This window comes from Brevibacillus soli, assembly GCF_044759095.2.
Classification (GTDB): domain Bacteria; phylum Bacillota; class Bacilli; order Brevibacillales; family Brevibacillaceae; genus JBIYSM02.
The window spans coordinates 29,919-54,629 of record NZ_JBIYSM020000032.1; the positions used below are offsets into that span (position 1 = coordinate 29,919).

The 24,711-nt window shown below is 53.5% G+C and carries 23 protein-coding genes; 8 read left to right on the top strand and 15 right to left on the bottom strand.

Translation table 11 applies throughout. The features are described from left to right. The first annotated feature begins 449 nt into the window (after positions 1-449). Genes ACE99V_RS13960 through ACE99V_RS13970 form a run of 3 tightly spaced genes read left to right on the top strand, consistent with a single transcriptional unit; the run spans position 450 to position 3,583 of the window. Positions 450-1,760, top strand: a complete 1,311-nt coding sequence (locus tag ACE99V_RS13960) for a hypothetical protein (RefSeq protein ID WP_400491714.1) — start codon at positions 450-452, stop codon at positions 1,758-1,760. After that, positions 1,760-2,923 carry a hypothetical protein gene (locus ACE99V_RS13965; protein ID WP_400491715.1) on the top strand — a complete coding sequence of 388 codons (1,164 nt, stop codon included), beginning with the start codon at positions 1,760-1,762 and terminating at the stop codon, positions 2,921-2,923. The genes ACE99V_RS13960 and ACE99V_RS13965 overlap by 1 nt, the downstream gene beginning before the upstream one ends. Positions 2,924-2,968: 45 nt before the next feature. After that, positions 2,969-3,583 (top strand): YhcN/YlaJ family sporulation lipoprotein, encoded by a 615-nt coding sequence (locus ACE99V_RS13970; RefSeq protein ID WP_400491716.1) that lies wholly within the window; start codon positions 2,969-2,971, stop codon positions 3,581-3,583. A 78-nt stretch (positions 3,584-3,661) separates the two neighbouring features. On the opposite strand, the gene speD is transcribed toward ACE99V_RS13970, so the two are convergent. From speD to ACE99V_RS13995, 5 genes are all read right to left on the bottom strand, one after another. Continuing rightward, a complete protein-coding gene (gene speD, locus ACE99V_RS13975; RefSeq protein WP_400491717.1) occupies positions 3,662-4,066 on the bottom strand; it encodes an adenosylmethionine decarboxylase in 405 nt (134 codons plus the stop codon). A gap of 239 nt (positions 4,067-4,305) precedes the next feature. After that, on the bottom strand, positions 4,306-4,902 hold the full coding sequence (locus tag ACE99V_RS13980) for a hypothetical protein (protein WP_400491718.1): 597 nt from the start codon (positions 4,900-4,902) through the stop codon (positions 4,306-4,308). A 336-nt stretch (positions 4,903-5,238) separates the two neighbouring features. Next, positions 5,239-5,736: a DUF4446 family protein gene (locus ACE99V_RS13985; protein ID WP_400491720.1), complete on the bottom strand. Its 498-nt coding sequence runs from the start codon at positions 5,734-5,736 to the stop codon at positions 5,239-5,241. 75 nt (positions 5,737-5,811) lie between these two features. Continuing rightward, complete coding sequence (locus ACE99V_RS13990; protein WP_400491721.1) at positions 5,812-6,477, bottom strand: endonuclease III domain-containing protein; 666 nt, start codon at positions 6,475-6,477, stop codon at positions 5,812-5,814. Between the two features lie 163 nt (positions 6,478-6,640). Further along, complete coding sequence (locus ACE99V_RS13995; protein ID WP_400491752.1) at positions 6,641-7,240, bottom strand: YkzI domain-containing protein; 600 nt, start codon at positions 7,238-7,240, stop codon at positions 6,641-6,643. Between the two features lie 290 nt (positions 7,241-7,530). Here ACE99V_RS13995 and ACE99V_RS14000 point away from each other — a divergent pair, with 290 nt between their 5' ends. After that, entirely contained in the window at positions 7,531-8,175 is a 645-nt protein-coding gene (locus ACE99V_RS14000; RefSeq protein WP_400491723.1) for a YktB family protein, read from the top strand. Between the two features lie 115 nt (positions 8,176-8,290). Here ACE99V_RS14000 and ACE99V_RS14005 read toward each other — a convergent pair whose 3' ends face one another. Next, positions 8,291-9,313 carry an NAD(P)H-dependent flavin oxidoreductase gene (locus tag ACE99V_RS14005; RefSeq protein ID WP_400491725.1) on the bottom strand — a complete coding sequence of 341 codons (1,023 nt, stop codon included), beginning with the start codon at positions 9,311-9,313 and terminating at the stop codon, positions 8,291-8,293. A 109-nt stretch (positions 9,314-9,422) separates the two neighbouring features. On the opposite strand from ACE99V_RS14005, the gene ACE99V_RS14010 reads away from it, so the two are divergent. Next, positions 9,423-10,895 (top strand): aminotransferase class I/II-fold pyridoxal phosphate-dependent enzyme, encoded by a 1,473-nt coding sequence (locus ACE99V_RS14010; RefSeq protein ID WP_400491727.1) that lies wholly within the window; start codon positions 9,423-9,425, stop codon positions 10,893-10,895. Between the two features lie 96 nt (positions 10,896-10,991). Further along, positions 10,992-12,962, top strand: a complete 1,971-nt coding sequence (locus tag ACE99V_RS14015; protein ID WP_400491729.1) for a dihydroorotate dehydrogenase — start codon at positions 10,992-10,994, stop codon at positions 12,960-12,962. A gap of 166 nt (positions 12,963-13,128) precedes the next feature. Here the strand turns inward: ACE99V_RS14015 and ACE99V_RS14020 are convergent, their stop codons facing one another. The 5 genes from ACE99V_RS14020 to ACE99V_RS14040 form a co-directional block, all read right to left on the bottom strand. Beyond that, entirely contained in the window at positions 13,129-15,243 is a 2,115-nt protein-coding gene (locus ACE99V_RS14020; RefSeq protein ID WP_400491731.1) for a hypothetical protein, read from the bottom strand. A 124-nt stretch (positions 15,244-15,367) separates the two neighbouring features. Beyond that, positions 15,368-15,493: a GapA-binding peptide SR1P gene (locus ACE99V_RS14025; protein WP_400491733.1), complete on the bottom strand. Its 126-nt coding sequence runs from the start codon at positions 15,491-15,493 to the stop codon at positions 15,368-15,370. 139 nt (positions 15,494-15,632) lie between these two features. Continuing rightward, positions 15,633-16,451, bottom strand: coding sequence for an alpha/beta hydrolase (locus tag ACE99V_RS14030; protein ID WP_400491735.1), 819 nt, complete (start codon positions 16,449-16,451; stop codon positions 15,633-15,635). Positions 16,452-16,519: 68 nt separating this feature from the next. Further along, entirely contained in the window at positions 16,520-16,819 is a 300-nt protein-coding gene (locus tag ACE99V_RS14035) for a DUF3055 domain-containing protein (protein ID WP_400491737.1), read from the bottom strand. 153 nt (positions 16,820-16,972) lie between these two features. Beyond that, positions 16,973-17,497, bottom strand: coding sequence for a MarR family winged helix-turn-helix transcriptional regulator (locus ACE99V_RS14040; protein ID WP_400491739.1), 525 nt, complete (start codon positions 17,495-17,497; stop codon positions 16,973-16,975). Between the two features lie 182 nt (positions 17,498-17,679). Between ACE99V_RS14040 and ACE99V_RS14045 the strand changes: the two genes are divergently transcribed. Then, positions 17,680-18,108 (top strand): DUF1885 family protein, encoded by a 429-nt coding sequence (locus tag ACE99V_RS14045; RefSeq protein WP_400491741.1) that lies wholly within the window; start codon positions 17,680-17,682, stop codon positions 18,106-18,108. A gap of 71 nt (positions 18,109-18,179) precedes the next feature. After that, the gene (locus ACE99V_RS14050) at positions 18,180-18,701 is read left to right on the top strand and encodes a gamma carbonic anhydrase family protein (protein ID WP_400491743.1); all 522 of its coding nucleotides are present in this window, start codon (positions 18,180-18,182) and stop codon (positions 18,699-18,701) included. A 331-nt stretch (positions 18,702-19,032) separates the two neighbouring features. Here ACE99V_RS14050 and ACE99V_RS14055 read toward each other — a convergent pair whose 3' ends face one another. The 4 genes from ACE99V_RS14055 to ACE99V_RS14070 all read right to left on the bottom strand — a co-directional run bounded on the left by ACE99V_RS14055 (position 19,033) and on the right by ACE99V_RS14070 (position 24,396). Continuing rightward, positions 19,033-19,395, bottom strand: a complete 363-nt coding sequence (locus ACE99V_RS14055; protein ID WP_400491745.1) for a DUF4912 domain-containing protein — start codon at positions 19,393-19,395, stop codon at positions 19,033-19,035. A gap of 113 nt (positions 19,396-19,508) precedes the next feature. Further along, positions 19,509-20,102 (bottom strand): hypothetical protein, encoded by a 594-nt coding sequence (locus ACE99V_RS14060; RefSeq protein WP_400491746.1) that lies wholly within the window; start codon positions 20,100-20,102, stop codon positions 19,509-19,511. 196 nt (positions 20,103-20,298) lie between these two features. After that, complete coding sequence (locus ACE99V_RS14065) at positions 20,299-22,284, bottom strand: cytochrome D1 domain-containing protein (RefSeq protein WP_400491748.1); 1,986 nt, start codon at positions 22,282-22,284, stop codon at positions 20,299-20,301. Between the two features lie 15 nt (positions 22,285-22,299). Further along, positions 22,300-24,396 (bottom strand): hypothetical protein, encoded by a 2,097-nt coding sequence (locus ACE99V_RS14070; RefSeq protein ID WP_400491750.1) that lies wholly within the window; start codon positions 24,394-24,396, stop codon positions 22,300-22,302. Positions 24,397-24,711 lie beyond the last annotated feature (315 nt).

Below are 24,711 nucleotides of genomic sequence, written 5' to 3' on the forward strand. Positions count from 1 at the left end.
TGCGAAGCCACACCCAGGTCCCCGCAGGGGGCTTCATCGTGGCGATACTGCGTCGAGTCAACATCCTTGCGAAGCCACACCCAGGTCCCCGCAGGGGGCTTCATCGTGGCGATACTGCGTCGAGTCAACATCCTTGCGAAGCCACACCCAGGTCCCCGCAGGGGGCTTCATCGTGGCGATACTGCGTCGAGTCAACATCCTTGCGAAGCCACACCCAGGTCCCCGCAGGGGGCCCTTTTATGCATACCATCCATATTAGCAGGAAGATGTTAGCTTCACAATGGAAAGTTCATTAAAAATAAAATAAACCCACCCGGCATGAGCCAGGCTCTTCCCCCAGCGATAGCTTTCACGCCTTCGGGGTGGGCCCGGTATTTGCCGGGCGAGGGCACCGAACTCTTTCCGAGGGGCTGTCTCATGGTAAAATGAGGAAAGGAGGAGGAGACTTTATGGACAGACTTGTTTCCAAAACGGAAATAACCGACAGCCTGATGGATCTGGCTGATACGTTTGGTGTCTTTACTGCGCTGTTTACCCGCGAACAGCACATCCGCCGCGCCGAATGGCAGGACGGCGCCTTCCGCATGCGGAACAACGACTTGCAGCGGATGCTTTGCCTGACGGTTATTACGGCGGACAATGCCGTAGGACAAGCCTGGTCGGAAGACTGGTCGCTTGCTGCCGTCCAGCGCTGCTTTCACGTTGCCAGGAACAACGCTCGACAAGACCCGCTTCGGCTTGCATCCATTCAGGAAATGGCCAGGGAGGAAAAACGTCTCCCCGCCATGTCTAAAGCAGGTTCAGAAGCTCCAGAGACTGAAAGCTTGCCTCGAGAGGTGGAACGCCTGCATCAGCAAGCAGCTGCCCGAATCGCTCCCTACAGCTTAACGACAACTCTGGAAAACGTTCTGGAGCAGATGCGCGTGGTTCGAAGTGACGGCATTTCGTACGCTGTCCGTTTTTCTCGCTTGATCACGGATCACGTCACTTATCTTCCTGCAGGCAACGCCCTGCACCGGATACGTATCGGTACCAGCCATTTACCCCAAAACGGCTGGGATGTGCAGCACCATCTCGCTGCCTTGTCCGAGCAGACCGAACGGTTTATCCGCGACTTTCCGACTCTTTCTGATTTGGAACATTCCGCCTATTGTACACACGCTCCCCTGACTGACTGTCCGCTTCTGCTGGATATCGAACTGCTCGCCAGGCTCGTATATGCCTGGGTGCAAAGCAGCCGCACAACCATCGGATCACGAGCGATCATCCAGGCTGTCGCACTGGATGGGTGCCCCGGATACTTCCCGCTCCATCCCTGGGGATGTTTGTTTCCGCCGCTCACGCTGCTCTCCCCGACCGGCCCAGAACCTGCTCATTTGCACGCGGTGCGAGGAATATCCGGCTTTTCCAATCACCTCCTGGTACGCTTGCCCGACTCGCTGGAACAGGTCCAACACGTGGACCACCTGTTTGAACAGGCCGGCCGTATGGGAATGGATGGGACGTGGCTGCTGTTGGAGGGCGTTGATTGGTTTGCTTTTGACGAAAACAGCGGATTATGCAGCTTTCTACCCCGAGGCATGAGGACCCGTCATGAGATTTTGAAACCATGCCTTTTTGAACTGCCGCTTAATCGCGTAATGGAATCACTATGGGCCGGAGCCGGTGAAACCGTCATCGGGTGGGGATCTGAAGACCTCTTGTGGACCGTTTCAGGTCCTCAATATGTGCTGGTTCAGCCGATAAGGAGGGAAGCGTAATGGCTTGGGCGGACGATCTGAGGGAACAGCTCGAGCAAGAGATCCAAAAGCCATCCGGTCCTGTCGGAATCATCGCCTACTGCTTTTGCCTGGATGAACAGCAGACGACAGCCATGGAAGGATCCTATCTCATGACAGGCAGCGGCGCCTTGACGTTGATCTGGCAGGATGGCAGCGTCTCCAGTCATCGACTTTCGCCATTCCTGTCAAAAGAGGAACGCTTGCCGATTCCCTTTTGGCAAAGCGGTCGATATTTTGACCGCAATCAACGCCGCTTGCGCAAACCTCCAACCTTCCCGCTGCCGGATATACCTCTCCATGATCCCAATGTCTTCAGGCACTTCAAGCAGCTGACGGCTTGCCATCCTGCTGAAGACCTGCGGTTGGAGCTTACGCTGCACAAGCGAACGGTCCGTCACTCCCATGGTCTATTCCTGCAGGCGGAAATGACCGCTGTACGCTCTGCCCGCCTCCCGTTTGTTTATGAAAGCCGCCGGTTGCCAAATGAAAAGGAGGCTGCGTTTCTAAAGACGGAATCGGATTGGATCAGTCTGCTCACTCCCAAGCCCCTGTGCTCCATCCTTTTGAAAAATTCGAACACGAAGCTGCTGCTGGCTCCAGACGCATTTCGCAGCCTCCTGTACAACACGTACTGTCGCTTTCTTCACCAGGGGCACACGCGATCCCTTGCACTCGCCTTTGCCGATGAGATGGCTGGACGCAGTGGTTTGACCGTCTTGTATGATCCGCTGGTCCCTTGGTCACGGGGCAGCTTTCTCTTCACATCACAAGGAGTAATTCCGGCAGCATGCGATGTCTTTCAGGCGCCTGCTTTGGTTCCTTCTGACTGCGAACCGGCTTCCTTTCACTGGAAAAGACCTGCCCCTCCCCAGCCGTTTCGGGAATGGCTTGTCAATCAACCGGACGTGCTGTTCATTCCGGAGTGGCGGCTGCCCGGTGTGTTTCAACCTCGCCGGTCCATCTTTGCCTGGATCCCTCGAGCGTACCGGTTTCAACAGGGGCGGCTCACGGAACAGGGAAATCTGACCTTGCCCGTATCGCTCATGTCCATATTGTCCTCGCCGGCGCTTGAATCGGTGCAAAGACCCGGGTGGGACACGGCAGGATTGGTCTTGCCATTGCCCCATATCATCCCTGATTAAGGCACAACCTCCGGTACCATACTAAGTAACGGAGGTGGCATACACATGAAAAAGTGGTTGTACTCTTTTTCTTGTTTGGCGATCATTGGCGCACTGACCGGATGCGGCAACAACGCCGTCGGACCGAGGGCAGGACTTCACACGCAAAACGCCGGGTATCAACAACCAAACCAGAATCCTTCCAGTTATCGAGCCAACATGCACCATTACAACAACTATACCCAGCGTTATGACGTGTACAACTACCGCAACGGCTTTACCGCCCAAGGCTTCAACCAGCAGCTGGCGGAACGTATCGCCCGAGCGGCCGACTCCGTTCCCGGCGTGGATCATGCCACCGCCATCGTCTACGGCAACGATTGTGTGGTAGGCGCCAACACCCGCATGAACACCTTGCAGCAGAGACAAGTGATTGAACGGCAGATTCACTCCGCTGTTCGCTCCGTTGCCCCCAACTGCAACATTCGGGTCACTACCGATGGCAGCATGTTTACCCGTATTCAAAAAATGGACATGTCCATCCGCAACGGATTAAACGGTACGAACAATGCCATCACCTCCGGACCGACAACCGTCCCCGAAAACCTGGCGAATGTGGCAACCGACTTTGCCGCCCTCGTCCGCGACATGGGCCGCACGATTACGGCTCCGTTCCGGTAGAACCACCCGGCTGAGCGAGGCCCGCTGCAAGCAAAAAGAGGTGCGGAACAGATCCGCACCTCTTGTATTTGCAAAGCCTTATTTGTTTGCCAGTTCAGCCACTTTGATTTCAGGCTCCATGACTTCCATTTCGCCGATACCGCGAACCAGCTTTTTCGCGTACACTTTCTCCGGTTTCAGAACAGAAACCATGTAGTCAATCGCAATTTGCGGGTCAACCGTTTCGCCGCAAGTGTAGCAATCCAGAGCGGCAAAACCGCGCTCAGGATAGGTGTGAATGGAGAGGTGGCTTTCCGAGAGAAGAACCAGAACGGTAGCCCCTTGAGGAGAAAACTGCTTCGCCTGAACGCCCAGAACGGTAGCTCCGCATGCTTCTGCAGCTTCAATCATTTCTTTTTTCAAAAATTCTGCGTCATTCAATAAGTCAAACTGAACTCCCCATGTGTCAATGGCAACGTGTCTTCCGAAAGTCGAGTATTCCATCTTTCGGTTTCCCCCTTCCTAGCAAGTGTAATGGTAAACATCGCTAGGACCTGCGTCATTCACTAACGGGGGCGGTTTCTCTCAAGCGTTCCACCCTTTAAAGTGAATCCTGGTTCCTAATCCTGTTTTTCAACGAAATCAACAATATCACGGTTCGGCCTAGATGACAATACTTTTTTTATATGAAAATCCTGGAAAAGAAAAAATGGGCGCTGGATAAGCACCCATTTTCCGTATCATTAGGCTTCCAAAATAAACAGTCGGCGTGACAACTCGGCTAAACGCTGGTCAATGGAAGTGACCTTTTCCGGGGCAACTCTTTGTGACCAATTCCGCAAATCAAGCCATTTATCCGTCTCTTGACGAATCCATTCTATCTCCTGTTCGCTGCCTGTCTGCTGAAATAAATTCTCCAGTTCCCTGGCAATGTTGGGAGCGGTGTTTTCGAAGATCGTTACCTCTTCGTCTCCGGATACCTCCTGAATGCTTACGACCGACCCTTCATCGTAGTGGTAGACGACGGTAAAGCTGTCGTAAATCCGGTGTACGATGCCATGGCCTTTGAAGGCTTTCATTGCTTTACGCATGGCATTGGCGAGGTGCAGGTCCTTGATCAGGTAGGAACTCTCGCACGAATAGCGATTCCCGGTTCGATGAAAGGACAGCTGGATCTCACCGTGCTTATCCGTAAGTATGATATCCCGATCGCCGTTGTCGCAAATTTTGACGTCGACCGTAATGTGCTCGGTTGCGAAGAGCGTCACAAATTGGTCCAACTCTTCTTCGTTCATTGTGAAATAGGCGTTGGCGTAATTGGTTGCTAAACGCTGTGCCATATTTATCTCCTCAATTCTCATGAATTTGCCGGCTCGTTGGGACGATAACGGCTGCATCTGAGGAGACAAGCTAAGTATCAACAAAAGATCGCTGTAGAACCTGACCTTGCCCCGTGAATCGAAAATCGATTTGGGTAATGAAGGCGGATCACCTACTTTTGATATTTCAAAACCGTGAATGACACTTATTATTATACATCAGGCCGAAGAAAAAGTCTTGAGCGAAAAGGTGAGGAATTTTCCCAAAAAGGCTGATTTTCCGTGCTCAGCCGCCGTGAGGGGAAGTGATCTCCCTGATAGAACGGGATTCTTCACGATTTCTGCCTGATGCGCCGGTTATTTGCCGCGGCGGGATGCTTTTTGGATCACAGCCAGCTCTTCTTCCGACAGGTTGTAAACCGAAGTGCCGCCTTCCACGGGCTTGGCAAAAATGCGGGATTCTTCACGGCCGTAAATGCTGGTCAACACGACGCCGTTTTGCGCATCATCGAGCATCGCCAGAGAAAAGCTCAGATCGCTGCCGATGTCACCAAACGCGTTGTAGCGGATTACGGCAATGTTGGCACACTGGGAGGCCAGTCTCTGGGAAAACTGATTCAGCGCATACTGCTGATCGGCTTGTGTCTTCTTGATTTCGTCCAGATGGTCCAGAATACGGTGCAGACCCGCTTCCAGATTGGCGCCATCCGTTCCGGAAAGCAGACGCTTCATCGATTTGCGCTGGCGGCTGATTCTGACGGAAAGAAGGATGCAGAACAGCAGGAGCAGGAAATTGCTTCCCGCCAGGATGAAGAGGAGAGCAGGTGTGGTGAAGAATGATAGGAGTGGTTGCATGGAGTGTGTTCTTCCTTTCTGGCCTTGCCTGTTGCAAAAATCCTTCTCTATTTTACATCCGTCAATTGGCCCAATTCAAATAAAAGAATAAGGATCGCAGCTCAAACGATTGCAATGTGAGGCAAACAAACAAATTCCGCAGCGGGGATTGCGTTTTTGGCAGATCTCCTTGCCGTGCTCTACGACAAGTCCATGCAGGCGCTGCAATTCCTCCACCTGATGAAATTCGTTCAGCATGGCGCGGCGAATTTGTTCGTAAGACAGCGACTCGCCGGTTAACCGTTCGTACAGTCGACGCGAGTAGGCATCTCCGGAAATAGCCGGCCGCTTCAGCGCGTAGGCAAGAATGGTATCCGCCGTCTCCGGTCCGATTCCTTTTATCTGGAGAAGTTCCTGCCGAAGCTCGTCCGCTGACTCAGTCCCGGACAGCAAGGCATCAAGCCCGCCTTTTTCGAGCACCCATTGTGAAAGCCGAATCAAGGCAGCACTCTTCGCCTGTTGAAAGCCGGCAGGTCGGATCAGGTTTGCTACGTAATCGGGTGCAGCGTGAGTGAGTGCCTCCGGCTCCAACAATCCTGCCCGTTCCAGCTCCTCCAGCGCTCTTTTTGCATGGGTCCAGGCGGTGTTTTGAACGAGGATGCTGCCTGCCATCCGGGCAAATGAATCTGTAACGCCCCACCAGTCGTCCACGGAAAAAGCGGGAAAGTGTGCTTGCAGTCCCTCATAGATCCTGCGCCACATAACGGCTCCTCTCCTCCCTTTTTTCCCGTATTGTACTGCAGGGCATCCCGGCACGCAAAAAAAGCGACACTCTCATTCCCTGAGCAATGTCGCTTTCTCACTTTCTATGCGCATGTTCGGTACTCATGTTTGACCTACCTATCCTCCATATTCAGCTGCACCATCACGCTTCCAGAAGGAGCATTTCCTGACGCAACTGCTTCAATCGATCTTTTGACTTTTTAACCTGTGCAGTGTCCTTGGCCTGAATCGCGTCGTACAGCGTGGCCAATTCATAATCCAATTCCAAACGCATGACTGGTATGCGTTCTTCTGCATCTCTACGCTTCAATGCGGCAATCACCTGATCCATGGTTACACTGCAAGCTTTTTCGTAAATCACTTTTTTCTCAGCTCCTTTTATCTCGACTATTCTCACGGCCTCTCCATACCTGATGTTTTTCACTACGATCTTGTCTTGGTTCATCATCTTCACAATCGCGTGCCCTTTTGCCTGCTCAATGAATTGGTACAGCACCAGCGCGAGTCGCATATCCCGGACGCAGTAGTCCAGTTCATCCAACTTGTAGGCGCCGTTTAAACGGAGAAGGGTCAAATCGGAGGTGCCGTGTTGCGTGTAAACCGTCACGCGGAACTGCTTCTGCGACTCTTTCCAGGCGACGTTGAGTCCCGCTTCGACCAGGGCCTGCATCATCGCGTGCAGGGTGCTGCGATCAAACCAAACGGCTACGTTGCAATACTCCAGTTCTTTGTTTGTATTCATCATGGGCCCCTCCCATTCACAGAATACTCAGACATATACGGCGGCTTCTAAGGGAGTGAGTGGTATATCATATTATTCTGCCGGTACTTTTGCTATTCCCCCACACTTGGTTTTTTTTGGATGGATTACCCCTTTTTCAGCGGGATTAATCAGTTTATTGCTGACCGGTTCAAACGTATTTTTTTCCATGCTCGTATGATATCATATGGGAGATTGCAAGCTCCTTGACAGGGACGCTTGCCCGTTTCTTGTCGTTTGGTTTATCTGTGGAGAGAGGAGTAAGAAATGCTATGGCAACGTTCACCGGTTTTGATCAGCAAGACTTTGACGTTTTCACGATTGACGGTTTGGACAACCGCATGGAGGCGATCAAAACGAGTATTCGCCCGAAACTGGAGGCGCTCGGACATCACTTTTCACCGGTGTTATCCCTTGCCACGGGAAGCGAAATGTTCCATCATGTGGCAAAACACGCGCGACGTACGGTCAATCCGCCGAATGATACCTGGGTGGCATGGGCCCCCGACAAACGCGGATACAAAAAACACCCGCATTTTCAGGTGGGATTGTGGGGAACGCACTTGTTTGTCTGGTACGCGGTGATTTACGAGTCGCCGTTTAAAACGGAGATTAGTCAGGCGATGAAACAGCACCTGGATGAGATTTTGGCGATGGTACCCGACGACTTCCGCTGGTCCCCCGACCACACACAACCCGACAGTACGGTTCAAGGCGCGCTTGGCCGGGAAGGAGTCCTTCAGTTGGTAGACAGGCTGCGAACGGTGAAAAAAGCGGAAATCCTCTGCGGCATCAGCATCGATCGGCACGATCCCGTTCTGACAGACGGAAATCGGTTGCTGGAGAGGCTGGAGCAGACGTTCAGCGTCCTGACCAAACTGTATAACCTGAGCAGGCCCGCCGTCCTCACCCCGTAGTGTTTTTCAATATATGCAAAAGAACAGGTCCGCTTTCTTGACAAAAGCGAATGGCCTGTTCTTTTTTCATTTTTGCATAACGCCATGCGGCTGGTTGGGACACTAGCTTTAAAGGCTATCGGCGTTCGGTGCTTTCACGCAAGCGGCGCAGCGTTTCCTCTACCTGCGTAAACATGCGGTCAAACAACTGCTGCACCGTGGGGACGTCTTCAATCAGGCCGATTACCTGGCCAGCCCAGCCGAACCCTTCCTCATCGTTGCCTTGGTAAATAAACAGGCGGTTTCGCTCGCCGCTGATGTAGGGATTCAACTGCTCGTAGCCGGCTCCTTCCGCCTCCATGCGGAGAATCACGTCAGAGCCCCTGGTGCGAACGACGCGGGCAGGGGAACCCAGCGTGCGCTTGATGACGGCCGTGTCCTGCTCCGTTCCTTTCAGGAGCGCTTCCTTATAGGCGGGATGGGCGTGCACACACTCCTGGGTGGCGATAAAGCGGGTGCCCATCTCCACGCCTTCCGCCCCGAGGGAAAGTGCGGCGAGAAAGCCCCTGCCGTCTCCGATACCGCCGCTGGCAAGCACCGGGATGTTGACGGAATCGACGACGCGAGGGATCAGTACAAATGTGCCGATGTCATCCCGACCGAGATGTCCGCCGCCTTCCTGACCCACTGCCATCACAGCGTCAGCGCCAATTGCCTCTGCTTTTTGCGCTTGACGGACAGATGCCACCAGCACCAGTTTCTTGATGTCATACCCGTCCATGCGGCGAATCAACGGCTCGGGGTTGCCTCCCGTGATGGAGACGACTTTTACCCCTTCTTCCAGCGCCACGTCCAGCATGTGTTCATACGGACGATTGTACTGACCGATGGCAAAGTTGACGCCAAAGGGCTTGTCCGTCCATTGTTTCACTTTTCGTATTTCCTCGCGCAGCGCCTCCGGAGAAGGAAGGGACATGGCGGTTATCTGTCCCAGACCTCCCGCGTTGGAGACGGCAGCAGCCAGCTCGGCATAGGCCAGATAGGCGAGGCCGCCCTGCACGACGGGAAAACGTATATCCAATAATTCCGTCACTCTTGTTTTCACCGCAATCACCTCTTTTTCACACTTCTCGGCAACACGCAGGATCTCCTGCCGCATGCGGAAAATTTGAATAAAAATTCGCTTGCTTTCCCCCCCTTTTTTGTTATACTCAATTTGTTTTTGATTTTGATTGAACCCGATTTTTTCAGCAAAGTGAGGCGATCACATGAGACAGCTAAAAACTCCTCTGTTCACCGGTGTGCTCGAACACGCACAGCGAAACCCCATCCAATTTCACATTCCGGGACATAAAAAAGGCATGGGCATGAACCCGGCGTTCCGCGAGTTTTTAGGGGAGAATGCGCTCTCGATTGACCTCATCAACATCGCGCCTCTGGACGACCTGCACCATCCCAAGGCGATGATCAAGGAAGCGCAAGAACTGGCTGCCGAGGCATTCGGCGCTGACCATACATTCTTTTCCGTCCAGGGGACAAGCGGAGCCATCATGGCCATGATCATGGCGACCTGCAGCCCTGGCGACAAAATTATCGTGCCGCGCAACGTGCACAAATCCGTCATGGCGGCCATCATCTTTGCCGGTGCCGTACCTGTGTTTATTCACCCGGTCATGGACCAACGCCTGGGGATTGCTCACGGCATCACTGTCAAATCCGTCCAAAAGGCACTGGAAGTCCATCCAGACGCAGCCGCTCTCCTGGTCATCAACCCGACGTACTTCGGGATCGCCGGCGACCTGCGGGAAATCGTTCGCACCGCCCATAACTACGAGATTCCCGTGCTGGTAGATGAAGCACATGGCGCCCACATTCACTTCCATGAGGAGATGCCGATTTCGGCGATGCAGGCGGGAGCAGACATGGCTGCAACCAGCGTGCACAAACTGGGCGGATCCCTCACGCAATCGTCGATCCTGAATGTGCGGGAGGGGCTGGTGGACGTCAACCGCGTCAAAACGGTCTTGAGTATGCTCACCACCACGTCTACTTCGTACATCTTGCTGGCCTCGCTGGACATGGCTCGCCAGCATCTGGCCCTCAACGGACGTTTGTTGGCCGAGCAGGCCATGCGTTTGGCCAACAAGGCGCGGGCGATGATCAATGAAATTCCGCGCATCTACTGCGTTGGCCCTGAGATTCTCGGCAAACCGGCCACCTTTGCGATGGATCCGACCAAGCTGTTGATTCACGTTCGCGATCTGGGCATCACCGGCTGGGAAGTGGAAAACTGGCTTCGAGACAAGCACAACATCGAAGTGGAAATGAGCGATTTGTACAACGTACTCTGTTTCATTACCGCCGGTGATACGGACGAGTCGATCCAAAAGCTGGTGAATGCCCTGCGCGATTTATCCGTGGAGTTCGCCCACGTGCAGGCGGAAGAGAAGCCAGCCATCTCCCTTCCGGAGATTCCTGTCCTGTCATTGACTCCGCGAGACGCCTTTTATGCGGAAACGGAGGTCATCCCGTTGGCAGAAGCGGCCGGACGAATTATTACCGAGTTCATCATGGTATACCCGCCTGGGATCCCGATCTTCCTGCCGGGTGAAGTGATTACGGAAGAAAATATTGCCTACATTCAGGAAAACATTCGTGTCGGCCTGCCTGTTCAGGGACCGGAAGATGAAACGCTTCGCACCGTAAAAGTCGTCAAGCGCCAGCAGGCGATTTCCGGTTAAACCGACCGAGCCCTATACCTCCAAGCTCCTTTCCCCGTAAAGGGGATTTTTTGTTACAATCAGAATATCCATTCTGTTTGGAAAGGAGGGCGGGTCATGCCAGACTGGTCCTACCTGCCGCTCTTTCGTCCCCTGCTGTTTCGTCTGCCTGCAGAGTTTTCCCGGGAGCTTACCCTGCGGGCGATGGGGACGCTGGCCAGAATGCCTGGCGGGACGTTTGTGATAGAAACCATGGGACATATGAACCCGCCAGCCAGTCTTAAGCGAACCCACTGGGGCCTTTCTTTTCCCAGCCCGGTCGGATTGGGGGCGGGCCTCGATACAGAAGCTCGGGCGCTCCCCGCTTTGGCCAAATTCGGCTTTGGCTACCTCGAATTGGGACCTGTCACACTTGAACCGATCAGTCCAGCAGAAAAAGTGGAGCGACGCACTGCTGAGGGTGCCATCGTTTATCCGGAACCGCAGGCTTCCGTTGGGGTAAACCCATTAGTCAACCGGCTGGAAGCTTCCAAACCAAAGAACCTGCCGCTTGCAGCGCGACTCGGATTTCAACCAGGGTGCGGTCCTGCCGAAGCAGCCGCAGAACAGATCAGCCTCGCTGAGAAGCTAGCTCCCTTCTGTTCATTTTTTACCGTGGAAACCGGGTGGAAATGCTGGGAGGCCGCCGAATGGCGGGAGCACCTTCAGCGGCTTTCCCAGGCGATTCGGTATCCGATGCTTGCAGTAATTCCGCCTGACATGTCGCCACAGGAGCTGGAGAAGATGCTGCATCCGGCGGCAGAACTGGGAATCCAGGGAGTCGTCGTGGCCGGAGGGGCTTCCGTCTGTGATGAGACACCCGGCTTTCTTACCGGGCGCCCGACCCGCACATGCAGTCTGGAAACGGTACGGTACATCCGGGAGCGATGGGGCGAACGCTTCGTGGTCATCGGCTCCGGCGGCATCCACGAGCCGTCAGACGCACTGGAAATGCTGGCAGCCGGTGCATCATTCGTGCAGCTGCACAGCGGCCTGGTCTACTCAGGACCGGGGCTGCCCAAGCGCATTAACGAAGCCATCGTTTTGACGCAGGCAGCAAAAGCCGATTCCGCTGCAGTTCCCCTGCAGAAAAACAAGATTCCGCTCCTGTCCGCTTGGATGTGCGCTGTTTTGCTTGCGATCGGCATGATTGTCGGAGGGAGCTTGGCCTGGCTGGTTGCCGTTACGACAGTAGTCCTGCCTTACGACGAAGCGTTTCTGGGAATCACCCGCGCACAACTGCAGCAGATCAACGAGAGACTGCTTTTATTCATGTCACATGACCGCATCAGCCTGGCCGGAACCATGATCTCCATCGGAATCATCTACCTAGAGCTCGCTCTGTTTGGTCTGCGCGATCGTCTCCACTGGGCGCGACAGGTTCTGCTCATTTCCGGTTCTGCAGGATTCGCCAGTTTTTTTCTGTTTATCGGGTACGGTTACTTCGATATCCTGCACGCGGTCCTTTCCCTCTCGCTTTTTCCCTTGTTTGTTCTAGGCGTACGGGCGCCAGCCGATCAAACGCTGCCAGCTTTGCCGCCTCAGCTTCGCAACAACCGCACATGGGTTTGTTCGCTGTGGGGACAGCTCTGTTTCGTCATCATCGGATTTGGCCTGACAGCGGCTGGCCTCGTGATCTCGATCATCGGAATGACACACGTTTTCGTACCGGAGGATTTGGCCTATCTTTGCGCCACACCGGAGATGCTGAGCGCGATCAATGAACGGCTGATTCCCCTGATCGCCCACGACCGGGCCGGCTTTGGCGGAGCACTCGTCTCCGATGGCCTGGCTGTTTTACTGATCAGTCTCTGGGGCTTTCGGCAGGGCTCACGCTGGATTTGGTGGACGCTGCTCCTCGCGGGAGTGCCTGGTTTTGCATCCGGAATCGGGATTCACTACGCGGTGGGTTACACGGATTTTTGGCACCTCTTCCCGGCCTTTGTCGCCGCTCTCTTGTTTGCGGTTGGACTGGTTCTGACGTATCCGTATCTTTGTCATATAAGAAAACCCACCCGGCTCAAGACCACCCCAAAAAGTGAAGAGTAGCTATGCAGAGTATTCCGATTACTTTTTGGGGGCCCCGTATTTGCGCTTCGCCGGGCGGGGCCCCGAACACTTTTCTAGCGGCTGTATGGGATGTCCATATTTATAAATTCTTATACACTGAAAAAAGCAGGCTCGTAGGCCTGCTTTTTTCGTTTGGTTTCGCTGATCAGTAGAAGACGCGAACCACGATATCATCAAAGTCGGTGTTGTTCAAGGCATCAATGAAGGTGTCCAAGTCGTCAAACGCCTCTTCCAACGTGATTGTCATTTCTTTGCTTGAATCGGGATAAAAGACGAAGTGTACGTCCTCGGGATCGTTTTCGTCAATGATTTCCGGCAGCAGGTCGTTGCTTAACACCTCGATCAAGGTGTATTCCTTGTAGCCGTCACCGGAATCTCCGCCGTCGTTCCCAGGTTCTGTAAAGGCAACCGTGTACACCGTTGGGTTGTCACGGTCACGCTTGTCAATCCAAACCAGACGGTTGCCGCCCATACGCGGTTCGGTAATCTCTGCATCCTCTGACCACAGGTAGTCGCTGTATTGCCCTTCCACCAAATCATACAGCTCATGGAAGTACTTGCCCTTTCCGACGGCATTGCGGTTGTCGTCGAAGTAGATGAAGTTGCCTGCCGCCTGGGGGCGGATCTGGTCGCGAGCTGCGCTGCGCAATACCTCTCGGGTCCTGCCTCTTTCAAGGTCGTAATAATACAAATCCCAGTTGTCGTCTACAAATTGGCTCCATACAATGAAGCTGCTTCCAAGTCGCGCATCCTCTACCTTGGCTTTGTCCTCAAGTACTTCCAACTCGTCTTCTTCTTTGAGATTGTAGAGATAAATCTTGCCGTAATCGGAACCTTCGTCTGTTATCCATACAAGGTAGTCGCCGTTGATATCCAGGCTTTTCGGCTTTTTGCGCAGTCTCTTGATTTCCTTGGTTTCACCCGAAGACAGGTTGGTGACGTTCAGGGTGTAGTTTCGGCCCTCGTGAATCCAGAACAGCTGGCTGCCGGACAGTTCGTACATGTCACCGAGCGGTTCTTCAGCTTTTTTCGTAACCCTCTCTCGGACTCCTTTGCGGATGTTGTACGAAATGAGCGCTTCAGCATCGCCGTCGTACCAAACTGCGTACTGGTTGCTGACAAGCGGACGCTCCGGATCGGTCTCGGTATCGCTGATCACGGCCATCTTTTTCGTTTCCACATCAAACAAAACAACCGAATTGTCGTCTCCTTCGTTCACATAAACCACGTAGCGCGAGTCACCGTCAGGCTGGCTCGGTTCACCGTTCAGGCCGCCGATTGGCTCGATTTCTTCGTCATCTACATCGTAGAGAAACAGCTGTGCTTTTTTGTCTTCATTCAGCTTTGCAAAGAGGACGTAGTCTCCGTAGATGCTCGGCCTGATCTTGTCATAGATGTTGTGCTCGATGTAAGAGTTGCCCTCTTCATCCGTATCGTATACTTTCAGATCGTTGTCTTCCAGATAGAGGATGAAATCGCCGTACATTTGCGGGTATTCTTGTTCGTCTGAATCATCGGTCATGCGAGTTTCCTTGCCTTTGCTGATGTCGTACAGGTACACTTCCTTGTTTTGATTTCGGGAATCCTCGTAGACGATTTTGGTGCCCACCATGTTGGGGTTCTTCTGTTGGCTGCGGTGGGTGCTCGCGGAATACTCCTGCCGTTTGCTCAAGCTGTAGTAATAAATATCGGCGTTGCCGTTGCGCTGATCTTCCCACGCGACGTAGCCGTTGCCGACGGTTGGATGGCTTGCCTTGCCGCTTTGGGAGACCCGAAGTTCTTGGTTCTTGTTGATATCGTAGGCATATATATCCGATTTCCCGTCACGCTCGTCCGTCCAGACCACGTAGCTGCCTTGAATCTCCAGTTCGGAAGCCGCTGCCGTACCGGACGTCAACCGGCGTTCCGTCTTTTTGGCAATGTCGTAGAGGTATACATCGGTGCCGCCATGGCGCGAATCGATCCAGGCTATGTAGTTGCCGTCCACCTTCAGATACGATTTTTGCGTGCCATTCGCGACCACTCGTGTCTCTGTTTTTTCCTTCAAATCATACAGGGTGATTGCGCGGTCCGTATCATTCTCAGAAATCCACACTGCGTAATTTTTGGATAGATCAATACCGGCTTTAGACGGCTGAGGTTGATCCGGCACTATTTTCATTTCGGTTCCAATCTCTTCTGCCTGTGCCGGCGTTCCGCTCCAGAAGGATGCTGCCAGCAAAGCGGCGCTGAGCCATCCTTGGATGCGTCTGTGTTTCATGGAAAAATTCCTCCTCTTCCCAACTTTTTAACTCTTCTCCATTATTAGGGATGAAGGGGTGGATGTCAAAAAAAAAAATAAGACGCCCGTAGGTGAGCGCCTGCTTCTCTATACGTTATACAGATTACTCCTGTTCCGTCTGGTCGCGTTTGCGGCAGTCGCAGTCGCAGACGCCGTAAAGCGTTTTCACTTGATTGGACTCAAAGTGATCGATGATCGTACCGCACGTCTGACAAACAATCGTACCCATAAGAAGGATCCCTCCGGAAAAGTAGTGCCGGGCAAAAAGGATTTGGCCGTTAACTAGTCATACAATTTGAGGATATCTCTATCTTAATATGACACACTAATTCCGTCAATAAGGAAAATATACGAAAATAAAGATCGAATTAGTATGTCACATTAGAAGGAGTCCGTTGTTCGATCCAGTTGACGACCTGCTCCAGTACCTCTTCCCGTTCGGGCTCGTTCATTACCTCATGATGCAAACCAGGAAAGCTCACGAAACGTACATCCGGGCTCGGCACTCCGCTGACGAAGCGCTCCACTGCAGCCGCATTGATCAAACAATCGTCGCCGGCCTGCAGCACAAGCAAAGGGATGTCCAGCTGCTCCCGCTCCTTCCATGCTTCCTGCATCGCCCGGTGCAGCTCCCGGAACCAACGCACGCTGACTTTTGCATAGTTGTAGGGATCCGTTCGGTACTGTTCCTGTACGTCCGGATCCCTCGTCACCATGAACGGCTCGATCTCATTGGGCAGTCGAAGCGTCGGCCAAATGCGATCCATTACGGACGCCAACTGCTTTTTCCATTCCGGGACGGGTATTTTCAGCTCCAGACAGGGGGAGGAGAGGATCAACCCGGCCAATGCGTGCCGCTCCTTGTACTGCTGTACGAACCGCGTGGCTACGAGCCCACCTAAACTGTGCCCCAGCACGAACACAGTCCGCCTTCCATTGTTTGCGGTTCGCGCTTCCTCCACCCATCCCTCCACAGCGTCCAGGTACTGTTCAAAGCGGTCGATGTGTCCTTTCAGTCCGGGAGATCTTCCCCACCCCGGCAAATCTCCCGACACCACTTCTATGCCATGTTCGTTGAGAAAGCTCGCCACATGAGCATACCTGCCGTGATGCTCCCCTGTGCCATGAATGAGAACCACCGTGGCTCGCGGCTCCTCCACCTTCCAGTTGTGCCGGAACAATTTCATAGTACTCCCTACCTTTCAACACAAAACGGAGCAGAGGAATCCCTCTGCCCGTATGGAATGACCACTTTCTAATATTGATTTTCCTCAAACGGCATGGACGGTAAACACTCCTGAAAGAAATGGGATAACGCCTCCGCCTCGTTCGGACAGTCTAGGCGAAAAATCTTTTGCAGATAGTTGGGATTAATCGCATCCTCGGAACTCAGAAGGGTAGATTGCCCGGTTTGCATGCAAATCACCAATGGCTTTCCATAGAACTTGTGCGTGTAAATGATTCCAAAATCGTGTCGGGTTCGATCCGTTACAAATCCGAGAAACCGGACCTTTGCGGTCTCCGTCACTTCGTACAAGTTGTCGTAGTGATCCATTCAGCAATCCCTCCTGTTCGTTCGTTTTTTAAATATTTTGATTTCTATAAGTTTACCATAATGCCCCTCCGCTGTCATTCATCCTTTTGGCCCAAAATGATTCGTATTTACAGAAAAACCGCCTTCATCTGAGGAAGACGGCTGTGGATACTCTCAGCTAATCAGGTGCTGGGTATTGGGGATACGATCCTCGCTTTCCTGAATCCAGCGAACTTTCTCTGCTCCGTGCAAGGACTGGGCGACGAACGACAGGCACTCGAAGAAAAGTTCCACCACTGCCGTGCTGTAGCGCTCTTCCAGTTTCTCGAGGGCGTAGGTCAGTCGAAATATAGACGGAACACAGCGGCGGCTTGCTTCAATCGCTTCCCTGCCCTTGATGGTGGGGTAAACGTGTACCACACGTCCGTCCTGCTCCGACTTTTCGATCGTGACCAAGCCCTTTTCCATCAGCTTTTTAATATGGATCACGATGGAAGAGGGATGCCAGAACGTCCAGTCGGCAATCTGCGTGACGCGAACTCCTTCGTAACAGTAAATGATCCACAGGATATTCAGCTGTACGGACGAATCGAGATCCGCATCCTTGGCAGCCCGTTCCCAGTCTTCTTTATTCACGACGTCAATGGCGCGCATCGTATTCAATGTCTCATAAATGTGCCGTATTGATACCTCTTGCATCCGGTGCACTCCTCCATTAACCCTCTTTTTCCCTTGCGAAAAGATGAAATATTATGGACATTATAAACTTTTCTGAAAAAACAAGCAATTGTTTTCCTTCTTACATTGGCAAGTTGTCAAAGAGTGGCAGGAGTGCTACACTATTTGAAGGGAATTTTCAGGTACTAGGAGTGAACGAACCCGTGAATTTTCAATCAGCCTATATTTATTTTGTGGAAGGTTCCACAGCTGCCCAGGCGACGTTGGATGACGTGAAAGCGAAGCTGCAGCGATACATAGAGATGACCAAAAAAACCGGACAGCAGCTGGGTTGGGCATACGGCGACGCAGCTTTTCCCTACGTCATTGAGGAACGGCCCGAGGGAAAGGATTCGTGGTTCCTCTTAAAAGGCAAGGATCCCAAGGAATACAAAGCCATCATCTGTGGTGTGGGTTCCAAAGAAGTGAACGGACAGGAAAAGCACTTTATCCAGATCTCCTTGCCTGAATCGGCCACCCACGGGGACAAAAGCAAGGCAAACGAGTTTTGCCGTTACCTGGCCCGTGAATACAAGGCTGAGTTGCATCTCTTCAACAAGCGTATTCAGTATTTTCAGCCGCGCAAACCATAGTGCACCGAAAAAAACAGTTGGACTTTCCACCGACTGTTTTTATTTTTCCATAAAGATGGGAGGGATAGCTCATGTTGTACCCGTTTCAAGGACGTTACCCCCGCGTCGCCGACACGGCGTTTCTCGCCCCTGGCGCACGCATCATCGGCGATGTCGTTATCGGCGAACACGCAAGCGTCTGGTTCAACAGCGTCATTCGCGGTGACGAATCTCTCATTACCCTGGGGGCAGAGGTAAACGTGCAGGACAACTGTACGCTGCACAGCTATGAAGGATTTCCCCTGGTGCTGGAGGACCGCGCCTCTGTGGGACACAATGTGATTCTGCACGGTTGCACCGTTTTAAGCGGCGCATTGATCGGGATGGGCTCCATTCTGCTGGACGGAGTGGAGATCGGCGAGGAGGCTTTTGTTGCCGCCCATACGTTTATCCCGTCCGGCAAGGTCATCCCTCCCCGCGTGATGGTCATGGGCTCTCCGGGAAAGATCATTCGAGAGCTGACCGAAAGCGATCTGGAAATCGTGCGGATGACCACCCGGGTCTACCGTCAGCGGGCGGAAGCGTACCGTCAGGAGTACCAATCATTGCCGTAGGAGGTCACCTGACCTGCTGACAAACTTCATCTACGGCGCTTGGGACTGCTTCCGGACGCAAATCCGGGATCATATGACCCGTATGCGGCAGCAGGTTCACGCCTGGAGGTAATAAACTCAAAGAACAGCATCATACAAGAAAACCTACCCGGCATTAGCTATTCTCACCCCACTCGGCGGTAGCTATCGCTGAGCCGAGTGGGGTCCCTTTTTTCGCCGAGCGGGGCCCCGAACACTTTTCTAGCGGCTGTATGGGATGTCCAAATTTATAAATTCATATACGTTAAAAAGGTTCTCCTGAATGGGAGAACCTTTGTCTATTGAGTCATGCTTAAATCGGCTGTGATCTCGTCAGCGAATAAAATCTTCCGTCAACCATCCGTATCCCCAGATCAACACAATAGGTCATTCCTTCGATGACACCGTAGAGTATCCACTCGGACGACTGGAGGTTAATGTCGAAGTCAGTGTAAATGTCCGTCCCATCATTGCGGATCTCACTTCGGTCCGTCACATCGAACAGGCGCAGGACAAACGGCAGTTCGTCAAACGGAATGGAAAACTTTCGCTCCACTTCCAACTCAAACTCCTTCGTCATGTGCCATTGAGCCACGATCGATTGCTCATCCTTCCAGGCAATCCGTATACTCGGACCTTCTGTATCTGTGGATGACCGCGCGGGATTCGTCTCCATTCGCTTCCATCTTTCCTTTCGTCATGTACTTGCTTACAGATGATGTATATTTCCGTTAGAGTCTATTATACCATGCAAACAAGTCATGTGAAAACGCATCCAAGCCATAAAATTTAGCGCCCAACTGTAAAGCTGTTTTCGCCCACGACAATGTAATCACTGTACTTCTCTGACTTCATACGGAGCTGAACCTTGTAGGTGCCGTACTCGCGGAACTTGGCAGAGACGAACGGTTCGGAGAAATAAAAGCTCGTGCCGCTCTTCGTAGAGTAGGTCCAATCCTTGCCGTGGTCAACCTCTTTGCCGTCCGGTCCCATGAGAACCAGGCGCATTTTCAGCTCCCTTGCAACAGGAGCTTCATCCACCTCGACAAACACGTTGAAGGTGCGGGGAATGTCCTTGTCGCTGTACCCTTTGATCGGGTTGCTCAGCACGACGTTTTTGTTCCGCATTTGTTGTGTGCCTTCCAAAACCAGAATGTTCACTTGCGGTTTTTCCACCTGCAGTTTGCCTGATTTTCGGTCGTAGCTTGTAAACCCGCCCAGCTTGTGGACAAGTTCCTCTACGGACTCCGCATTGGATGCCCCCACATTGGAGACGACCCGCTCGCCGTCAATGGAAATTCGAATCACGCCTTCACCGATGGCAGTGGTGCCAGCACCAGCTACTGCCAGCATCAACAGTGCGGACAGCCATTTTTTCTTCATGTTACAATCCTCCTGTATCGTTTGCGCAACCGCGCTTTGCCTCCGTTTTGTTTTCCACTAATTTATACGTCCATAAAGGCAAATAGTTGTGGTGATTTTGATATTTTTTTCAACAAAATCCACACAATCCACAAGCTCCGCTGATACGCACGGAGGAGGGTTATGCACATCGCCTGTGTATAACTTATAGGATTGATCAGTCTATCGAAAGGACGTATTCCACCAGCGCCTTCCGCTCCTGCTCGGTCAGGCCCTTTACATTGCCGTGCCGGTTCTGCGGATTTCGCTTGACGAGCACTTCTTCGATCGTGGCGGCGCTTCCGTCGTGCAGGTACGGAGCCGTGGCCCAGACGCCGCGAAGCGTCGGCGTGTCAAATTCGCCTGGCTTGCGGGGGTTTTGGAAATGAGCCCGACCATCCCCTTTTGGCGCCCCCTTGTCTGCGTCCGTACCCGTCCCTACATCGTGCAGGAACGATTTGTTAAGTACCGTCAAGCTGCCATCTTTCCCAACCGCCTTGTCGCTATCGGTATAGTTGGGCAGCGCGTGACAGGTAATGCAGCCCGCTTTTCCTTTGAACAGGGCTTCTCCCTGAACGGCGAGCGGGGTAAGTGAACCGTCCGGCTGGCGATACGGACTCTTTGGTACAGGCAGCGAATCCCGGTAATCCAGATAGGCAAAAATCTGATCGAATATCTTCTGTACCTCGGGCGGCAGCGGCTTGGTCGGATCGAACTGCGTCATGCCCCCCATTTCTGCCTGTACCGTCAGCAGGTAATCGGCAAAATCATCGCGGCTGCCATCCCATGTCATCAAGCCCGTCTTGGTAGTGAGGACGTTGCTCGGAAGATTGCGCGGTCCTTTTGCCGACTGCATGGTCAGGCCATTGATCTCCCCGTCAAAGTGACAGGAAGCGCAGCTCATCCAGTTTTTGCCGGTAATCGGCGCCGCGAAACGGTCGCTGTTGGCGGAAAAGAACATCACTTTTCCGGCGCGGACGTCTGCAGGAAGTGAGTCCTTTGCGATGAGCTTCAGCGGCTCGCCCGACACTTTTGCTTTTTTATACGGATCAGAGCCGCCTGTTTCAATCCAGACGAGGTCGTGGCTCATCGCGTTGTGCACGTACAGCGTCTTTCCGTCGGGTGAGATGACCATACCTCGCGGGTTAGCGCCCGGAATGCGGCGTAGCAGCTGTGTTGCTTTACCTCCTCTGCGCAGGTCAAACGTCATCAGGTCCTCGCTTCCGCCCATCACTACGAACGCTTTGCTTGCGTCCGGCAAAAAGGCGACGTCGGCGGGGTTGGAGACGATTTCTGTCTCGTTTTTGACATTGACGATGTTCATCTGCTTGAACAAGTGTTTCCGCTCGCCAATCCGTTCCGCTTCTGCTTCCGTGTCGACAACCGACACCGTGGGAAACACGGTAGATTCAAACTGAATGGGCGTATCCACGTTGGTCAGCAAATGGGGAAGCCAGATCTGCTTACCGTCCGGGCTAAAGGTCATGTTCTCCACCATGCCGGGCAGTCCCTGGCTCACTTTTTGGTCGTGGTTCGGCGGTTCAGGAGTTTCCGCCAGCTGCACCATTTTCTTCAGCTTCCAGGCCTTCGTATCGACGATGCTGATATGGCCGTTCAGATAGTGGCTGACATACAGCTCCGAGCCGACAGCAGAGAGCGCCAGCCCGCGCGGTTCGGCTTCAACCCGCAGCTGTTTGACCACCTTGAAAGTTGCTGTATCGATGGCGCTGACCACGCCGCCGCGGTAGGAGCTGACGTATAGCAGCGAGCCATCCGGGCTGGTCACAGCCGCAAACGGTTGATGAGGAACCTTGACGGAGGCGATTACCTGCCGCTTTTCCAGATCGACTACCTGTACCTGATCGTCCTGCATGGCCGTCACATACGCCAGCCGGTTGTCCGGAGAGAGCGCCACGCTGCGCGGCTCCTTGCCCACGGGAATTTCTGCCGTCAGCTTGCGGGAGGCTATGTCCACAATCGAAAGCGTGGGAACATCAATATTGGCTGTCAGCACCTGCTTTCCGTCAGCGGTTATGGCGATCGGCCGACTCTCGCTTGGAGTTTGGCGAATGGTTTGCGGCTCGCTGCAAGCGGAAAGGGAAAGGGCGAGGGCCATCACCAGCCCCCACCCTGCCCAAGTGTATAATTGTCGCCGTTTCTTCATGTAAGACTTGCCTCCCTATTGTTTTCGCACCGTGACCGGGAGCAGGACAGGAGCGATGCCAAACGGGCCGTTCCCTTCGACGGCTGCCTGAATCTGCGGCACCGTATCGCCGTCCGTGTTGCCCTCTTTGTCACCCGATTGCAGGTAAAAGTCGCCGGTATCCCAGAACTCACTCGCCTGCATGCCATGTGCCAACGTAGGACCGTTGATCACCGTGCGGAAGAAACGAGTGTAGGTTTCCGTCAGCGTCCCGAGTTCCAGTGACGGATATTTCTCCTTGTCTGCATCGGTGTTCACGAGGTTCAGCATGCCGACGCGCAGCGCCGCAGAAACAGCCCCCGCCAAATACGGGTCGTAGGCATAGTCGTTCTCTTTGCCGGCGACGTCGCGGTACACACCCGCTTCCGCGTCCCAGAAGGTCTTGGTCGTATTTTCAAACAGTTCGCGGGCAGCAGCGCGATATTTATCATCCTGGAAGGCGAGAAAGGCTGCGGTCAAACCACGGATCGCGCCCAACTGCGCCCGCAGGGTTTTCGCCTCTTCCAGCTTGCCTTTGCCGATGCGGTATCCGTTGGCCACAAGGCCGTTGTCCCACAGATTGTTCAGGATGAAGTCGGCCTGCCCCTTGATCATTTTCAATGCTTTTTGTCCTTCCGGCGTATTCAGCCCTTTGGCCGCTTCTCCACTGGCGTAACCCAATGGCATGCCGTCCACAGCGCGCTGGAACAGTCTGAGCGATTCCAGCGCGTAACCGATTTGGAAGGTATCAACCAGGGTTCCTTGTCCGTTAACCACGCCAGAATGTTCGTCCACCAGTGTCTGCTCACTCTCGTTCCAGTGCATCGCCTGCAGGTTGGCAAACAGGGTGTATAGGACGTCGCGGTTCAGAGAATACGGATCGTCCGCCTTCACGTCGTTGGATGGGTCTGCGTCCAGATTGGCTGCCGGAGCGGACGGAAACGGCTGCCCGTCAAAGACGGCGCGGAACGCCGGATTTTGATTGGGGTTGGCAGGGCGCTGGTCCGTCGTTCCGAAGAATTCGGACGCGGCCCACATCATTAACCATTGATCCTGCAGCAGGCTGCGCTTGTCCGTCACGCTCAGCTCTTTTACGCCCGGGAAGTCCTTGTTGCCGTCTTCCGTCACTTTGACTCCGTGCGGCATGTAGACAAATCCTTTGGCCGGATCATAGCCGGTTCCCGGCGTGGCTCCCAGTTTTCCGTCGGCTGCGTGCAGGAACATGCGGTCGCGGACAAACGCCAGCTTGTTCCATACGCCTTCTGCCAAAAGTACACCCTGTAAGCCGTCAGCCGTACTTACGCCGAGGCGGATGTTCGGATCTTTGTCCTGCGCAGGTGATGCAGCTTCCAGTTCCTCATCCTTGTCCACGGTGTGGAAGCCGCTCAAAAAGTCTCCCAGCCACAGCGCCTGTTTCAAATAGGTGGCACCCACCGCAGACGGCGTCAACACCGGCTCCATCTTGCTGCGGTCCCAGCGGAGAGTGGCATAATCCACCTGATACTTTGGTATGTACCGTCCGTTCTCTCCGTCGGCAAACTTGCTGGTGTCCACCTTTTGGATGTAGTGCGGATCACCTGAAGCGTACTCGACGAACGTCGGGAACATGTTTTGGAACAGCTCCTGCGGTGCGTATCCGACGGACCCGGCCAAAGTGTAGTAGCGCTCGGCCAGCGCCTGGCGCGGATCTTTAGATCCAGCCCGTTTCTGGTTGATCGGGCCGTTTACCAGGTGCAGGCCCAAACCTGATTTTTCCACCACTTCGTACATGGCCTCTTCGGAATATTCATAGGATTCAATGCCTGCAGCGTAGTCGAACGGGGTAGGGCTGTCAGGTTTACCTGCGTCCAAGAGGTCCAGATCAAGGCCCAGCGACTCGGCCAGCGGCTCTCCCGAAAGTTCGAACTCCGCGTAGGCGAACATGTTGGCTGCAGTATCAAAGCCGGTTCCCGCTCTCTCAACAGCCAGCTTCTTCGTCTCTTTTCCGGCAGGGACCGGCTGCTCGGCAGCAGGTTGGTTTGCTGCAGGTCCCTGCGCCGTGCAGGCGGCAAGCAGCGTCGTAGCAAGAATCAGTGATACAGGTTTCTTGTTCAAAAGAAGTCCTCCCCCTATGAAAATCATATATAAGCGAATGATAATGAGATTTATTATCATTGATTACGATTCTCATTATACGTCCGCAGAGAGGACTTGTAAACCAACAAGAAAACCCACCCGGCATTAGCTATTCTCACCCCACTCGGCGGTAGCTATCGCTGAGCCGAGTGGGGTCCCTTTTTTCGCCGGGCGGGGCCCCGAGCACTTTTCTAGCGGCTGTATGGGATGTCCAAATTTATAAATTCTGGTGTATGAAATAATGTCCTTAAACAAAGGAAAATCCCCAGCGACTACGGAAAAAAGAAGTACCTG

What these genes read in the sequence shown, in the direction of transcription:
- ACE99V_RS13960 (WP_400491714.1), top strand. Translation starts at nt 450, where the DNA reads ATGGACAGACTTGTTTCCAAAACGGAAATAACCGACAGCCTGATGGAT.
- ACE99V_RS13965 (WP_400491715.1), top strand. Translation starts at nt 1,760, where the DNA reads ATGGCTTGGGCGGACGATCTGAGGGAACAGCTCGAGCAAGAGATCCAA.
- ACE99V_RS13970 (WP_400491716.1), top strand. Translation starts at nt 2,969, where the DNA reads ATGAAAAAGTGGTTGTACTCTTTTTCTTGTTTGGCGATCATTGGCGCA.
- speD (WP_400491717.1), bottom strand. Translation starts at nt 4,066, where the DNA reads ATGGAATACTCGACTTTCGGAAGACACGTTGCCATTGACACATGGGGA.
- ACE99V_RS13980 (WP_400491718.1), bottom strand. Translation starts at nt 4,902, where the DNA reads ATGGCACAGCGTTTAGCAACCAATTACGCCAACGCCTATTTCACAATG.
- ACE99V_RS13985 (WP_400491720.1), bottom strand. Translation starts at nt 5,736, where the DNA reads ATGCAACCACTCCTATCATTCTTCACCACACCTGCTCTCCTCTTCATC.
- ACE99V_RS13990 (WP_400491721.1), bottom strand. Translation starts at nt 6,477, where the DNA reads ATGTGGCGCAGGATCTATGAGGGACTGCAAGCACACTTTCCCGCTTTT.
- ACE99V_RS13995 (WP_400491752.1), bottom strand. Translation starts at nt 7,240, where the DNA reads ATGAATACAAACAAAGAACTGGAGTATTGCAACGTAGCCGTTTGGTTT.
- ACE99V_RS14000 (WP_400491723.1), top strand. Translation starts at nt 7,531, where the DNA reads ATGGCAACGTTCACCGGTTTTGATCAGCAAGACTTTGACGTTTTCACG.
- ACE99V_RS14005 (WP_400491725.1), bottom strand. Translation starts at nt 9,313, where the DNA reads ATGCGGCAGGAGATCCTGCGTGTTGCCGAGAAGTGTGAAAAAGAGGTG.
- ACE99V_RS14010 (WP_400491727.1), top strand. Translation starts at nt 9,423, where the DNA reads ATGAGACAGCTAAAAACTCCTCTGTTCACCGGTGTGCTCGAACACGCA.
- ACE99V_RS14015 (WP_400491729.1), top strand. Translation starts at nt 10,992, where the DNA reads ATGCCAGACTGGTCCTACCTGCCGCTCTTTCGTCCCCTGCTGTTTCGT.
- ACE99V_RS14020 (WP_400491731.1), bottom strand. Translation starts at nt 15,243, where the DNA reads ATGAAACACAGACGCATCCAAGGATGGCTCAGCGCCGCTTTGCTGGCA.
- ACE99V_RS14025 (WP_400491733.1), bottom strand. Translation starts at nt 15,493, where the DNA reads ATGGGTACGATTGTTTGTCAGACGTGCGGTACGATCATCGATCACTTT.
- ACE99V_RS14030 (WP_400491735.1), bottom strand. Translation starts at nt 16,451, where the DNA reads ATGAAATTGTTCCGGCACAACTGGAAGGTGGAGGAGCCGCGAGCCACG.
- ACE99V_RS14035 (WP_400491737.1), bottom strand. Translation starts at nt 16,819, where the DNA reads ATGGATCACTACGACAACTTGTACGAAGTGACGGAGACCGCAAAGGTC.
- ACE99V_RS14040 (WP_400491739.1), bottom strand. Translation starts at nt 17,497, where the DNA reads ATGCAAGAGGTATCAATACGGCACATTTATGAGACATTGAATACGATG.
- ACE99V_RS14050 (WP_400491743.1), top strand. Translation starts at nt 18,180, where the DNA reads ATGTTGTACCCGTTTCAAGGACGTTACCCCCGCGTCGCCGACACGGCG.
- ACE99V_RS14055 (WP_400491745.1), bottom strand. Translation starts at nt 19,395, where the DNA reads ATGGAGACGAATCCCGCGCGGTCATCCACAGATACAGAAGGTCCGAGT.
- ACE99V_RS14060 (WP_400491746.1), bottom strand. Translation starts at nt 20,102, where the DNA reads ATGAAGAAAAAATGGCTGTCCGCACTGTTGATGCTGGCAGTAGCTGGT.
- ACE99V_RS14065 (WP_400491748.1), bottom strand. Translation starts at nt 22,284, where the DNA reads ATGAAGAAACGGCGACAATTATACACTTGGGCAGGGTGGGGGCTGGTG.